This is a genomic window from Streptomyces ruber, assembly GCF_014648075.1.
GTDB lineage: Bacteria > Actinomycetota > Actinomycetes > Streptomycetales > Streptomycetaceae > Streptomyces > Streptomyces ruber.
The window spans coordinates 172,541-185,414 of record NZ_BMQK01000010.1; the positions used below are offsets into that span (position 1 = coordinate 172,541).

Sequence of the window (12,874 nt, forward strand, 5' to 3'; positions counted from 1 at the left end):
GCGGGCCGGTCGGTCCCGCTCGGTGAGCCGCCGCGCGGGCCGGGTTCGCCCGCGCCGTCGCTCGGGCTCGCCGACCGGTCACACCCGGCGAGCCCACCGCACGGGCCGGACCGGCCCCCGCCATGACTCGGGCGGGCCGGCCGGGGTGAGCCGGTGAGCCGCCGCGCGGGCCGGGTTCGCCCGCGCCGTCGCTCGGGCTCGCCGACCGGTCACACCCGGCGAGCCCACCGCACGAGCCGGACCGGCCCCCGCCATGACTCGGGCGGGCCGGCCGGGGTGAGCCGGTGAGCCGCCGCGCGGGCCGAGTTCGGCCGCGCCGTCGCTCGGGCTCGCCGACCGGTTGCACCCGGCGAGCCCGCCGCACGAGCCGGACCGGCCCCCGCCATGACTCGGGCGGGCCGGCCGGGGTGAGCCGGTGAGCCGCCGCGCGGGCCGGGTCCGGCCGCGCCGTGGTTCGGGCGGGGCCGGCCGGGGTGGGCCGGACCGCGACGCGGGTGCGTACGGGCCGGTCGGTTCCGCGCCGCGGCGGCGGCTTACGCGGGGTTGACCGGAGCCTGGCCGGCCAGGACGCGGAGTACGTCCTCGGCGACCATCAGGCCCATCGCGCGGTTGGCCTCCGGAGTGCAGGCGGCCATGTGGGAGGTGAGGGTGACTCCTGGTGCCGTGCGCAGGGGGTGGCCGTGCGGGAGGGGTTCGGCCGCGAAGGCGTCCAGGGCGGCGGCGGCCAGGTGGCCGGAGTGCAGCGCCTCGGCGAGCGCGGTGTCGTCGACGAGGTCGCCCCGGGCCGCGTTGACCAGTACGGCGCCCCGCTTCATGGTGGCGAGGCGGGCGGCGGTCAGCAGCGGCTCGCCGGCGGGCGGCAGGTGCAGGGTGACGACGTCGGCGCGGCCCAACAGCGTGTCCAGGTCCGCCGGTTCGGCACCCGTGACGGTCACGGCGTCACCGGGCACGTACGGGTCGTGGGCCAGGACGCGCATCCCGAAGGCCTGGGCGTAGCCCGCGACGAGGCGGCCGATCCGGCCGAAGCCGACCACGCCGAGGGTCTTGCCGTGCAGTTCGGGCCCGAAGTGCTTGGGCCAGCCGCCCGCCATGACGGCCGTGTGCGAGGCGGTGATGCGGCGGGTCGCGTCCAGGATGAGCCCGAAGGCGTACTCGGCGACGGCACGGGAGTTGGAGCCCGGCGCGCACACCACGGGGATGCCGCGTTCGCGGGCCGCGTCGAGGTCGATGGTGTCGGTGCCGACGCCGTGCTTGGCGATCACCTTCAGGCGTGGGGCGGCATCCATCACCTCGGCGGTGACGGGGTCCATGCCGGCGATGAGGGCGTCGGCGTCGGCGATCCAGCGGGGCAGTTCGGTGGTCGGGAGCGCGGTCTCCTCGTACGGACGGAGCGGGCCGGCGCCGCCGTCGGCGAGGAGTTGCCACGGTTCGGCCGCGTGCCGCGCGAAGGTGGGCGTGGTGATGAGCGTGGTGCGGCCCCGCTCGCTCGGGTGCGGAGTGGTCATGACGCGGTGCCCCGGGCTGCCTCGAGGTGCGCGGTGGCGACCTGCTGGAGGTGGACGACGTCGGCGGAGACGGTGGCGAAGGTGTAGCCCTCGGCGAGGCGGCGGGCGGCGCTCGCGCCGTCGGCGGTGTGGATGCCGGCGGCGATCCCGGCGGCCTCGGCGGCCTTGCGGATCCGGGTGAGGGCCGCCTCGAACTCCTCCGTCACGTCCGGGTCGGTGGAGGTCCTGCCGCCGATGGCGAGGCGCAGGTCGGACGGGCCGACGTAGATGCCGTCGAGGCCGGGGGTGGCGCAGATCTCCTCGACGTCGGCGAGCCCGTCGGCCGTCTCGATCATCGCGAGGACGGCGGTCTGCTCGTGGGTGTCGGCCGGGTTCGGGCCGATGCGGAGCTGGGCGCGCATGGGGCCGTAGGAGCGGCGGCCGTGCGGCGGGTAGCGCACGGCGGCGACGGCGTCGGCGGCGTCCCGGGCATTGTCGATGAGCGGCACGATGACGGCGGCGGCCCCGGCGTCCAGGGCGCGGCCTATACAGGTGAGGTCGTTGGCCTCGACGCGGACCATGCCGACGGCGGTGGAGCCGCGGGTGTCGGTGGCGATCAGGTTGTTGAGCAGGCCCTGGTAGCCGAAGAGGCCGTGCTGGGCGTCGAAGGCGAGGTAGTCGTAGCCGATGCGGGCCAGGCGCTCGGCGGCGACGGGCGAGTCGAGCAGCGACCAGTAGCCGATGAGGCGCTGCCGGTTGCGCAGGGCGGTGGTGAATTCCGCGGCGGTGGTCATGACGGGGGTTCCTCCGGAGGGTACGGGTTCGCGGCTCGGCGGTCAGCGGCTCGGCGGTCAGCGGTTGTAGGCGGGCATGGGGCCGCGCAGGGCGGCGCCGACGGCGTCGCAGGCCTCGGTCACGTCGGCGGGGAGCGGACCCGCCTGGGCGGCGGCGATGTTGGCGCGCAGGTGCTCCACCTTGGAACCGCCGAGGAGCAGCGCGTCGGTGGAGGGCCGGTCCAGGAGCCAGCGCAGGGCGAGTTCGGTGAGCGGGACACCCGCGCCCTCGGCGATCGCGGTGAGCTGCGCCACCGCGGCGAACAGGTCCTCGTTCCAGTACCGCTGCCTGTACATCGCGGCGAGCCTGGAGTCGCCGAAGCGGCCGGTGGCGGGGTCGGCGTCGAAGCGGTGCCGGCCGGTGAGCAGGCCGCCGCCGAGCGGGTTGTAGACCATGGTGCGCAGCCCGCTGACGGCCGCGTACTCGGTGTACTCCTCCTCGATCCGGCGGGCGAGGAGGTTGTGCAGCTGCTGCGCGATCACGGGGCGCGGGGCGCCGGTCTCGTCGGCGGTGCGGGTCAGCTCCGCGATCTGCCAGGCGGCGTGGTTGGAGACGCCGAGCGCGCGGATCTTCCCCTCGGCGGCGAACTCGGCGACCGCGGCCAGGGTGTCGGCCAAGGGCGTACGGCGGTCCGGCTGGTGCAGGTAGAAGAGGTCGACGTGGTCGGTGCCGAGCCGCTTCAGGCTGCCGTCCAGCGCCGCGCGCAGGCCCGCCGGGGAGAGCGGGGCGTGCTCGCCCTGGTCCGGGTGGGGGATGCCGGCCTTGGTGGCGAGGACGATCCGGTCGCGGCGGCCGGGGAGCAACTCGGCGAGGATGCGCTCGCTCTCGCCGCCCGCGTAGCCGTTGGCGGTGTCGACGCCGGTGATCCCCGCGTCGAGGGCCGCGTCCAGCATGTCCGCCGCGCCCGCGCGGTCGACGGTGTCGCCGAACGTCATGGTGCCCAGGACGAGGCGGGACAGCGGGATCGGGAGAGGCGGGAGTTCCGTCCCCTGCGGGCCGGGGCGAGTGCCGGTGCCGGTGCTCACGAGTGGTTCCTTCCGGTACGGGGGCCGTGCCGGACGCCGCCCGCCCGGCGGGTGGTGGGCGACGGCCGTTGTCGCGTGGAGGAACGCTCGCATGGTTGCGCGTTATGCGCAATACCCCTCGCGCGAATCGCGCAGCCTGTGCCATCATCGAGCGCATCGGCGCCGCGGCCGACGACCGTGGCTCCTCCGCGTTCGGGGTTCGGCGCATCACCGCGCCCGGCCATCGCGTACGGGGTCCGGTCTGAGGAGGTTTCCGTGAGCCCTCACAAGGGCGTGCCACCGGTCATGGCGCTCGCCGACGACCTGTCGGGCGCCGCGGAGGCGGCCGCGCTGCTGCGGCTGCCGGTCCTGCTGGCGCTGGACCCCGCGCAGGCGCCGTCCGCCGGTGACGGGGAGGCCGTGGTGGTGGACCTCGACTCGCGTCATGTGCCGGGCGCGGCCGCCGCCGAGGCCGTACGGACCGCGTCGGCCGGCCGGCCGGACGGTGTGACCTGGTACAAGAAGTCCGACTCGCTGCTGCGCGGGAACGTGGGGGCCGAGGCGGTCGCGTACGCGGAGGGCGCCCGGGCCGTCGTCACCGCCATGGCCCTGCCCGTCGCCGGGCGGGTGGTGCGCGGGGGCGTGGTCCACGTGGACGGCGTACCGCTGCACGAGAGCGGCGCGTGGCGCGCGGAGGAACGGGCGGCGCCCCGTTCCGTCGCCGAGGCCCTCGCCCCGCTGCCCACGGCCGGGGTGCCGCTCGACGCCGTACGGCGGGGGCCCCGGGCCCTGGCCGGCGAGCTCGCCGCGGTGGCCGCGCGCGGACGGCACCCGGTGTGCGACGCCGAGACCGACACGGACCTGGACCTGATCGTCGGCGCCGCGCTGCTGCTGGGGCCGGAGTACCGGCTGTCGGGCAGCGGCGGCCTGGCCGCCGCCCTGGGCCGGCGTATCGGGACCACGGCCCCGGAGGCGGACACCGGCGCCACCGATCGGCCCCTGCTCGTCGTCGCCGGGAGCGCTGAGCCCGGCATCGTTGCGCAGATCGCGCGACTGAAGGCGCTCGGCGCGCACCATCTTCCCCTGGCACCCGAGGAGTTGACCGACGCGGCGCCCGTGCCGCTGCCGCCGCTCACCTCCGACGGCGTCACCGTCCTCTCCATCGACGGGTCCGGCGGCATCCGGCCCGGGACGGCGCGGCGCCTCGTGGCCGGCCTCGCGCGCACCGTCGCGGCCCTGGACGGGGCCCCCGACCTGGTCCTCACCGGCGGCGAGACCGCCCGCCGGGTGCTGGACGCCACGGGGATCACCTCGCTGCGCCCGGTCGGCGAGATCCACCACGGCGCCGTCCACTCCCGTACCGCCGACGGCCGGTCGGTCGTCACCCGCCCCGGCAGCTTCGGCGGCCCCGACTCGCTCCACCGCATCGCCACCGCACTACGGCCGCACCTCCCGTCCCCGTCCCCCGTGTCCCCGGCCTCCCCCGCCTCCCCCGCGTCCCCGACCGCGTCCGCATCCTCGAGCCAAGGAGTCACACCGTGAACCCGCAGCAGCCCCTCCCCCTCATCGGCCTCACCATGGGCGACGGCGCCGGCATCGGACCGGAGGTCATCGTCCCGGCCGTGCTGGACCCGGTCACGCTCGGCCGCTGCCGCCCCGTGGTGATCGGCGACGCCGCACGGCTGCGGAAGGCCGCCGCGATCCTCGGCGTCACGTGCGAGATCGTCGCCGTCGACGCCCCGGCGGAGGCCGAGTTCACCTCCGGCCGCGTCAACGTGATCGACCTCGGCCTGCTCCCCGAGGACCTGCCCTTCGGCAAGCTGTCCCCGGTGGCGGGCAACGCGGCGTACGAGTACGTCAGGCGGGCCGCCGAGCTGGCGGTGGCCGGTGAGATCGACGGCATCTGCACCGCCCCGCTCAACAAGGAGGCGCTGCACGCCGCCGGGCACATGTACCCCGGCCACACCGAACTCCTCGCCCACCTCACCGGCGTCGAGGAGGTGTCGATGATGCTGTCCACCGAGAAGGTGAAGGTCATCCACGTCACCACGCACATCGGTCTGATCGACGCGGTCAACCGCATCGAACCGGGACTGGTCGAGCGGACCGTGCGCCGCGGCCACGAGGCCCTGGTCCGGGCCGGCAACCCGAATCCGGTCATCGGCGTGTGCGGCATCAACCCGCACGCGGGCGAGAACGGGCTGTTCGGCTACGGCGAGGAGGAGGAGAAGATCGTCCCCGCGCTGGAGAAGCTCCGCGCCGCGGGCGTCGACGCCCGCGGCCCGCTGCCCGCCGACACCGCGTTCTTCCTGGCCTCCCGCGGCGACTACGACCTCATCGTGGCGATGTACCACGACCAGGGCCACGGCCCGGTGAAGGTGCTCGGCATCGAGGCGGGCGTCAACCTGACCGTCGGTCTGCCGGTGATCCGCACCTCCGTCGACCACGGCACCGCGTTCGACATCGCCGGGACCGGAAAGGCCGAGGCCGGTAGCATGCTCGAGGCGCTGCGGCAGGCCGCCGACATGTCCACCGCCCGCTGAACCCGCAGACACAGAAGGACACTTGATGCCGCCCACCGCATCCCAGGCCCGGCGCGAGGAGATCCTGCACCTCGCCACCACCACCGGCCTGGCGAGCGTCGAGGAACTGTCGCAGCGCTTCGGCGTGACCGCCTCCACGATCCGCCGCGACCTGGCCCGGCTGACCGCCGACGGCCGTCTCGCCCGGACGTACGGCGGCGCGATGGCGCTGGCCGCCCACCCGGAGGCCTCGCTGCGGCAGCGCACCGGTGAGGCGTACGAGCAGAAGCGGGCGATCGCCCGGTGGGCGGCGGCACAGGTGCAGCCGGGCGAGACGATCCTGCTGGACGCCGGGTCGACGGTGGGCGCCCTCGCGCACGAGCTGCGCACCGCGAAGGACCTCACCGTGGCGACCACCGGGCTGACGGCGCTGCACGAACTGGCGGACGTCGAGACCGTCCACGTGGAGTGCCTGGGCGGCACGCTCCGCCCGCTCAGCCAGGCGTTCGTGGGCCCGCTGACCGAGGCGGCGCTGGAGCGGATGACCTTCGACCGGGTCTTCCTCTCCGCGGACGGCGTCACGGCGGACGGCGGGATCAACGAGGCGGACCTGCGCCAGACCCGTCTGAAGGAGCTGATGGCCCGCCGGGCGGCCCACGTCTACGTGCTGGCCCACGCGGAGAAACTGGGCCGCGCGCCGTTCCACGCCTGGGCCGCCCTGCCCCCCGGCTGGACCCTGGTCACCCACGAGGCGGCGGGCCCCGGCCAGGTGTCGGCCTTCACCGACCGGGGCATCCGCGTGGTCCGGGTCCGGCCGGCCGAGGAGCCGCGGGACCCGGGCGCACCGATGACGCCATAACCGAACGGCGCGAACCCGCCCGCCCCGCCCCGTCCCCTCGGCGCCCCGCCACGGTGCCTCGGGTGCTAATGAACGCCGCAACACCCGACGTCCGGGCGGGGCGTTCCCCTGTCACACCTGCCGGGCGGCCGCGGCCGGTCCCGGGCGGGCCACCGGCGGAGGCGGCCGCCGGGGCCGCGTTCGAGCCCGGCCGGGCCTCCGCCCGGCCGGGAAATCCCGCCGACGGCGACGGCGTACCGGGTACGGTCACGCTGCGAGCCGCCACTTTCGTCCGGCTCCTCCCGAAGGGGGTCGTCATGCGCTGCCTGGTCGTGTGTTGTGACGGTACGTGGAACACCTCGACACAGCCGTCCGTGACCAACGTCTTCCGGCTGTACAACGCGCTCGACACGACGGACGCCGAGGGCAACGAGCAGCCCGCCGTCTACCAGTCGGGCGTGGGCACGAGGGGCGGGCTGCGGGCCTGGCTGCACGGCGGGATCGCCGGGGCGGGCCTGTCCTACGACATACAGGACGTGTACCGCTGGCTGACCACCAGGTACGAACCCGGCGACCGGATCGCGCTGTTCGGCTTCAGCCGGGGCGCCTACACCGTGCGCAGCCTCGCCGGCATGATCGCGACCTGCGGCCTGCCGGACCTCGGGGGCCGGGACGACACCGGCATCCGGACCACCGTCCGGCGCGTGTACGACGAGGGATACCGCCGGTCCCGGCGCGACTCGTCCTGGCGCGACGGACTCGACTTCCTGTACGACCCGCGCACCGCCGCCGCGCCGTTCCCCGTGCACTTCATCGGGGTGTGGGACACGGTCGGCTCGCTCGGCATCCCGGACAACCTCGGTTCCCTCGACCTGGGGGGCGCCCCCGGGCGGTACGCGTTCCACAACACGCAGCTGGACCCGCGCATCCCGTACGCGCGGCACGCGGTGGCCCTGGACGAGCACCGGGGCCCGTTCACGCCCGCGCTCTGGGACGAGAGCCAGAAGGGGCCGCGGCAGGACCTCCTGCAGGCGTGGTTCCCGGGGAGCCACATGGATGTCGGCGGCGGTCACCCCGAGACGGGCCTGAGCGACGGCGCGCTGCTCTGGATGGCCGAGGCGGCGCGGGCGGCCGGGCTCGGCTTCGACAAGGCCATGCTGACGCAGATCACGCCCGACGCCAGGGACGTACTGCACGAGGACGAGCGCAGCTCCTTCCGTCTGCTGGCGCCGCTGTACGACCCGCTGATCGGCCCGCTGCTCCAGCCGTTCTTCGCGACCCGGCCGCGGGCGGTCCCGCTGATCGACGCCGGGGCGCGGACCGGCACGGTGCACGCGTCCGCGTACGAGCGCCGACTGGGCAAGATCCTCACCAGCCCGCCCTACCGCCCCGGCCGGGTGCTGGGGGTGGGCGACGAGGAGACGGCCGAGGTGTCCGCCCGCAGCCCCTGGAACGCGACCGGGCTCTACCTCGCACCCGGTGACTACGAGTTCACCGCCGAGGGCGAGTGGCGGGACGCGCTGGTCTGGTCGGGCCCGGAAGGCACGACGGGACGGGCCCGCTTCAACCCCCTCGGCGAGGGGCTGCGCCTCCTCGGTACGCTCCTCCGACTGCGCCGGGAGGACGACCTGCCGTGGATGTCCCTCGTGGCTGTGGTCGCCAACGGGAACGGCTCCGCACCGCACCAGCGCATCGCCGTCGGCAGGCGGGCCACCGCCCGTGTGGAGGTGGACAGGGGCGGGTACCTGTACGCGTTCGCCAACGACGCCTGGGGGTTCTACGGCACCAACGCCGGAAGCGTGCGCCTCACGGTGACCCGCACCGCGTGAACGCGGCGGCCCCGTTCCCGGCCGCGCCGAGTGGGAACCCGCACTGCTCGTACGCCACACTCGAACGGGAAGGGCAGACCGTGACCAGCATTCCGGTGCACACGCTCAACGACGGCAGGAAGCTCCCCGGCATCGGCCTCGGCACCTGGCCGATGGACGACGGCCAGGCCGAGCAGGCGGTCGCCGAGGCCCTGGAGCTGGGGTACCGGCTCGTCGACACCGCGGCCGACTACCGCAACGAGACCGGTGTCGGCCGCGGTGTCGCCCGTGCCGGTGTCGCCCGCGAGGAGATCGTGGTGACGACGAAGCTGCCGGGCCGCCACCACGGCTACGAGGAGACGCTCGCGTCCTTCGAGGAGTCCCGCCGGCGGCTCGGCCTCGACTACGTCGACCTGTACCTGATCCACTGGCCGCTGCCCCGCGTCGACCGTTACGTCGACTCCTGGAAGGCCATGGTCAAGCTGCGCGAGGACGGCCTCGTCCGGTCCATCGGCGTCTCCAACTTCACCCCCGGGCACATCGACCGGCTGGAGAAGGAGACCGGCGTCCTGCCCGCCGTCAACCAGATCGAGCTGCACCCGCTCCTCCCCCAGGACGAGCTGCGCGCCTTCCACGCGGACAAGGGCATCGTCACCGAGAGCTGGAGCCCGCTCGGCCGGGGCGGCGACCTGCTGGAGGACCCCGCGATCGGCCGGATCGCCGAGGCGCACGGGGTGACACCCGGGCAGGTCGTGCTGCGCTGGCACGTGCAGCTGGGCGCCGTACCCGTCCCGAAGTCGGCGAGCCCGGAGCGGCAGCGGCAGAACCTCGACGTGTTCGGCTTCGAGCTGGACGCCGACGAGGTACGGGCCGTCGCCGACCGCACCCGGCGGCGCCTGGGCGGGGACCCGGAGACGCACGAGGAGTTCTGAGGCGGCGCCGGACTCCGGTCCTCGTCGCTGCGGAGACGCTGTACCCGGAACGGCGGACATGGCGGAAGGACCGCGTGTCCCCCCGATGGCAGCGCGCCGCTCACCCGGCAGACGGTGAAGAGCGCCTTCGAGCTGCCCTGGCCGGCCGCGTTCACCGCGGGCCGGCCCACCGTGCTGCACGGCCGTTCCCGGAGCGGTGCCGGGACCGTGCGCCGGGTGGACGTCAGCGCCGACTGCGGCCGAGCTGGCGGCCGGCCCGGCTGCGCGACACGCCCCGGCCGGGTGTCCGGGTGCGCCGGGAGACCGGCTGGACCCCGGGCCCGCCCGGCTCGGTGGAGCTGCCGGCCCGGGCCACCGACGGCACCGGACGCACCCAGCCGGAGCGGTCGGCGCACAACACCCAGGGCCGTCTGTTCGACGCCGTGGTGCGGCACCCGGCCACCGCCGGCCGGGACCCGGGCTGCACGCTCCTCAGACCACCCGGCCCGTCGGCTGCGGCGCCGGGTCGTAGGCGGCCGTGCGCACGACGTCCCGCAGCCGCACGGCCGCCGTGACCATGTCCCGGTGCGTGGTGTACAGGGCGTTCACGCCGAAGCGCAGGAGGTCGGGGGCGCGCATGTCGGCGATCACTCCCTGGTCCGCGAGGGCCTGCACCAGCCCGTAGGCGTGGGGGTGGCGCAGGGCTGCCTGGCTGCCGCGGCGCGCCGGGTCGGACGGTGTCACGGCCTCGAAGCCCAGAGGTGCCAGCAGTTCGTCGGCGCAGCGGAGGAACAGGCCCGTCAGGGACAGGCTCTTCTTCCGCACCTCGGCCAGGTCGACGCCCTCGAAGGCGGTGAGTGCCGCTTCCAGGGCGAGCAGGGACAGGACCGGCGGGGTGCCGATGCGGGCCCGGGCTATGCCGGGTGCCGGGGTGTAGTCCGCGGCCATGGCGAACGGGTCGGCGTGGCCGGTCCAGCCGGTCAGCGGGGTGACGAGGTCCCCGTGGTGGCGGCGGGCCACGTACAGGAACGCGGGGGCGCCCGGGCCGCCGGAGAGGAACTTGTATCCGCAGCCGACGGCGAGGTCGACGCCGAGGTCGTCGACGCGCAGCGGGAAGGCGCCCGCGGCGTGGCACAGGTCCCACAGGACCAGGGCGCCCGCCCGGTGCGCGGCGCCGGTCAGCGCCGCCATGTCGTACAGCTCGCCGGTGCGGTAGTCGACGGGCGAATAGCTGACCACGGCGACCCGGTCGCCCTCCGCCGCGAGGAACGCTTCGAGGTCGGGCGGGGAGACCCGCCGTACCTCGAGTCCCTCGCGGCCGGCCACCGACTCCGCCAGGTACCGGTCGGTGGGGAAGTGACCGGGGTCGGTGACCAGCAGCGGCCGGCCGGGCCGCAGCGCGGCGGCGGCGGTGAGCGCGGTGAACAGCTGCACGCTCGTGGAGTCCCCCGCCACCGTCTGCCCGGGTGCGGCCCCGATGAGGCGGCCGACGGCGTCGCCGACCCTCAGGGGCGCGTCCCACCAGCCGTGCGTGTTCCACGACCTGATCAGGTCGGCGCCCCACTGCCGGTGCACGGCGTCGGTGAGGACCGGCGGCACCGCGGCGGGCAGGGGGCCGAGGGAGTTGCCGTCGAGGTAGACCAGGCCCTCGGGGAGCAGGAACCGTTCGCGGAGGTGGGCCAGGGGGTCGTCGGCGTCGAGCCGCGCGGCCTCCTCGCCGAGCGGGGCGGGGACGGTGGTCGTCGTCATGACGGCACCGCCTCCCTGACCGCCCGCGCCGGGCGCCGGGGGCCGAAGCCCGCCGTCATGTCCCGGAGGGTGTCGGCGACGGCCTGCGCGCCGGGCGCGCCGGGCTCGATGAGCGTGTAGTGGCCCGTGCCGGGCAGCACGACCGTGCGCAGGTCGCGGTGGACGGCCGCGTAGTCGGCGAACTGGGTGAGCGGCACCTCCTCGTCGGCGGCCCCGTGCAGCAGCACGGTGGGCACCCCGGTCGTGCCCGCGCCGCGCAGCAGGGTGAGCGGGTCGACCGCGGCCAGGCGCTCCTCGAACGCCTCCTCGCCGCCGAGGAGCTGGAGGGCCGCCCCGTCGCTGAGGCCGTCGCGCCGGGTGGCGGTGAGGTCGGTGAGCGGCGCGAGCGCGAGCACGGCCGTCGGCAGGGAGCGCGTGTGCCAGCGCGAACCGGCGGGCAGCAGTCCCCGGGCCGCGCACCACAGGGCCAGGTGGCCGCCCGAGCAGTGCCCGGCCAGGACGTACGGCCGGCCCTGCGGCAGGGTGTCGACGATCCTCGCCACGTCGTCGAACGTCTCCGGGTAGCCGCCCGCGCCGCCGGACCTGCGGAAGCCGGGGAGCAGGACGTCGAAGCCCTGCCCGGACAGCCAGGCGGCGAAGGGCGTGAGGTGCATCCGGTCGTAGCGCCAGTACCCGCCGTGCAGCAGGATCACCAGTGGCGCGTCCGGGTCGGTGGACGGCCAGGCGTCGTAGGTCTGGTGGGGGTGGTCGCCGTAGCTGTCGTGTGCCGGGGCCAGCACCGGCCGCAGGCTCAGGACCCGCCGCTCCTCCTCGGCGGCGAACGCGGAGATGACCCTAGACGGCACCGCGGGCCTCCCACAGCTCGGGGAAGACCGGGCGGGCCGCGCGCTTCTCCAGCCAGGCGAGTCCGGCGGAACCGGCGCTGCCGGGTTTGGCGCCCATCGCCCGGCGTACGACCATGACGTGGTCGAAGCGCCAGCGCGCGACCAGTTCCGCGATGCCGGTGAGCGCCTCCCCCAGGCCGAGCAGCGGGTGGAAGGGCGAGCCGGCGTAGATCTGCCGCCACACCTCGACCACGCCGGGATCCGGGACGTACGGGCCGGCCACGTCCCGGTTGCGGACGTGTTCGGGCACCGGCAGGCCCCGCCGGTGCAGGAAGCGGAGCACCTCGTCGTAGAGGGACGGGGCGTGGTACGTCTCGTTCAGCGCGTCGTGCACGACGGGGTCGCCCCGGTGCAGGTCGAGCATTCTGGTGTCCTTGTCGCCGAGCAGGAACTCCATGTGCCGGTACATCGCCGACTGGAAGCCGGACGCCTTGCCGAAGGCGGCCCGGAAGCCGTTGAACTGACCGGGCGTCAGCTCGGCGATGGGCTGCCAGGAGGCGTTCAGGGCGGTGTGGGCGCGGCGGCTGCGGGTGAGCGCGGCCAGGGCCTCGTCCAGGTCGTCGCCGGCCAGCGCCCGCCCGGCCGACCGCCACTCGTGCACGATCAGCGTGAACCACAGTTCCTGCACCTGGGTGGTGACGAGGAAGCCCATCTCGTCCGCGGCCTCGGTGAGGGGCTGCTGGAGCGAGTTGAGGACGGACGCGTGCACGTACTCGTCGTAGGGGCTCGGGCCGTGGAAGGGCCGGGTCAGGGCGTCGTCCGCGGCCGGCTCGGCGAGGGCGGACGTGCTGTTGTTCATGACATCTCCTTGTGCTGCCGTCGGCCGGGAACGGGGTGTGT

11 protein-coding genes and 1 pseudogene are annotated in these 12,874 nt (G+C 75.2%); 6 read left to right on the top strand and 6 right to left on the bottom strand.

All coding sequences use genetic code 11. The annotated features are described in order from the left end of the window. Positions 1–533: 533 nt before the first annotated feature. Genes IEZ04_RS21720 through IEZ04_RS21730 form a run of 3 tightly spaced genes read right to left on the bottom strand, consistent with a single transcriptional unit; the run spans position 534 to position 3,343 of the window. Positions 534–1,505 (bottom strand): phosphoglycerate dehydrogenase, encoded by a 972-nt coding sequence (locus IEZ04_RS21720; RefSeq protein ID WP_189218601.1) that lies wholly within the window; start codon positions 1,503–1,505, stop codon positions 534–536. Further along, entirely contained in the window at positions 1,502–2,278 is a 777-nt protein-coding gene (locus IEZ04_RS21725) for an HpcH/HpaI aldolase family protein (protein ID WP_189218602.1), read from the bottom strand. Before IEZ04_RS21725 ends, IEZ04_RS21720 begins: the two co-directional genes overlap by 4 nt. Positions 2,279–2,335: 57 nt before the next feature. Then, complete coding sequence (locus tag IEZ04_RS21730; protein WP_189218603.1) at positions 2,336–3,343, bottom strand: aldo/keto reductase; 1,008 nt, start codon at positions 3,341–3,343, stop codon at positions 2,336–2,338. A gap of 255 nt (positions 3,344–3,598) precedes the next feature. Here IEZ04_RS21730 and IEZ04_RS21735 point away from each other — a divergent pair, with 255 nt between their 5' ends. The 6 genes and pseudogenes from IEZ04_RS21735 to IEZ04_RS35005 form a co-directional block, all read left to right on the top strand. Continuing rightward, complete coding sequence (locus IEZ04_RS21735) at positions 3,599–4,864, top strand: four-carbon acid sugar kinase family protein (RefSeq protein WP_229821169.1); 1,266 nt, start codon at positions 3,599–3,601, stop codon at positions 4,862–4,864. Then, the gene (pdxA, locus tag IEZ04_RS21740) at positions 4,861–5,865 is read left to right on the top strand and encodes a 4-hydroxythreonine-4-phosphate dehydrogenase PdxA (RefSeq protein WP_189218604.1); all 1,005 of its coding nucleotides are present in this window, start codon (positions 4,861–4,863) and stop codon (positions 5,863–5,865) included. Before IEZ04_RS21735 ends, pdxA begins: the two co-directional genes overlap by 4 nt. A gap of 25 nt (positions 5,866–5,890) precedes the next feature. Then, positions 5,891–6,703: a DeoR/GlpR family DNA-binding transcription regulator gene (locus IEZ04_RS21745; protein ID WP_189218605.1), complete on the top strand. Its 813-nt coding sequence runs from the start codon at positions 5,891–5,893 to the stop codon at positions 6,701–6,703. A gap of 296 nt (positions 6,704–6,999) precedes the next feature. Beyond that, positions 7,000–8,511, top strand: coding sequence for a T6SS phospholipase effector Tle1-like catalytic domain-containing protein (locus IEZ04_RS21750; RefSeq protein WP_189218606.1), 1,512 nt, complete (start codon positions 7,000–7,002; stop codon positions 8,509–8,511). Positions 8,512–8,591: 80 nt separating this feature from the next. Continuing rightward, entirely contained in the window at positions 8,592–9,422 is an 831-nt protein-coding gene (locus IEZ04_RS21755) for an aldo/keto reductase (protein WP_189218607.1), read from the top strand. 78 nt (positions 9,423–9,500) lie between these two features. Next, positions 9,501–9,865 (top strand): annotated as a pseudogene (locus IEZ04_RS35005) (sulfite oxidase); the annotation flags it as partial. A gap of 28 nt (positions 9,866–9,893) precedes the next feature. Here the strand turns inward: IEZ04_RS35005 and kynU are convergent. The 3 genes from kynU to IEZ04_RS21770 are packed head-to-tail and all read right to left on the bottom strand — an operon-like array spanning position 9,894 to position 12,833. Continuing rightward, positions 9,894–11,150, bottom strand: a complete 1,257-nt coding sequence (kynU, locus tag IEZ04_RS21760) for a kynureninase (protein ID WP_189218608.1) — start codon at positions 11,148–11,150, stop codon at positions 9,894–9,896. Beyond that, complete coding sequence (locus IEZ04_RS21765) at positions 11,147–11,995, bottom strand: alpha/beta hydrolase family protein (RefSeq protein ID WP_189218609.1); 849 nt, start codon at positions 11,993–11,995, stop codon at positions 11,147–11,149. Before IEZ04_RS21765 ends, kynU begins: the two co-directional genes overlap by 4 nt. After that, entirely contained in the window at positions 11,985–12,833 is an 849-nt protein-coding gene (locus IEZ04_RS21770; protein ID WP_189218610.1) for a tryptophan 2,3-dioxygenase, read from the bottom strand. The genes IEZ04_RS21765 and IEZ04_RS21770 overlap by 11 nt, the downstream gene beginning before the upstream one ends. Between the last annotated feature and the right edge of the window lie 41 nt (positions 12,834–12,874).

Bases quoted from the DNA above. Each gene is read 5' to 3' on its own strand.
- IEZ04_RS21750 (WP_189218606.1), top strand. From the start codon at position 7,000: ATGCGCTGCCTGGTCGTGTGTTGTGACGGTACGTGGAACACCTCGACA.
- IEZ04_RS21770 (WP_189218610.1), bottom strand. From the start codon at position 12,833: ATGAACAACAGCACGTCCGCCCTCGCCGAGCCGGCCGCGGACGACGCC.
- kynU (WP_189218608.1), bottom strand. From the start codon at position 11,150: ATGACGACGACCACCGTCCCCGCCCCGCTCGGCGAGGAGGCCGCGCGG.
- IEZ04_RS21745 (WP_189218605.1), top strand. From the start codon at position 5,891: ATGCCGCCCACCGCATCCCAGGCCCGGCGCGAGGAGATCCTGCACCTC.
- IEZ04_RS21725 (WP_189218602.1), bottom strand. From the start codon at position 2,278: ATGACCACCGCCGCGGAATTCACCACCGCCCTGCGCAACCGGCAGCGC.
- IEZ04_RS21720 (WP_189218601.1), bottom strand. From the start codon at position 1,505: ATGACCACTCCGCACCCGAGCGAGCGGGGCCGCACCACGCTCATCACC.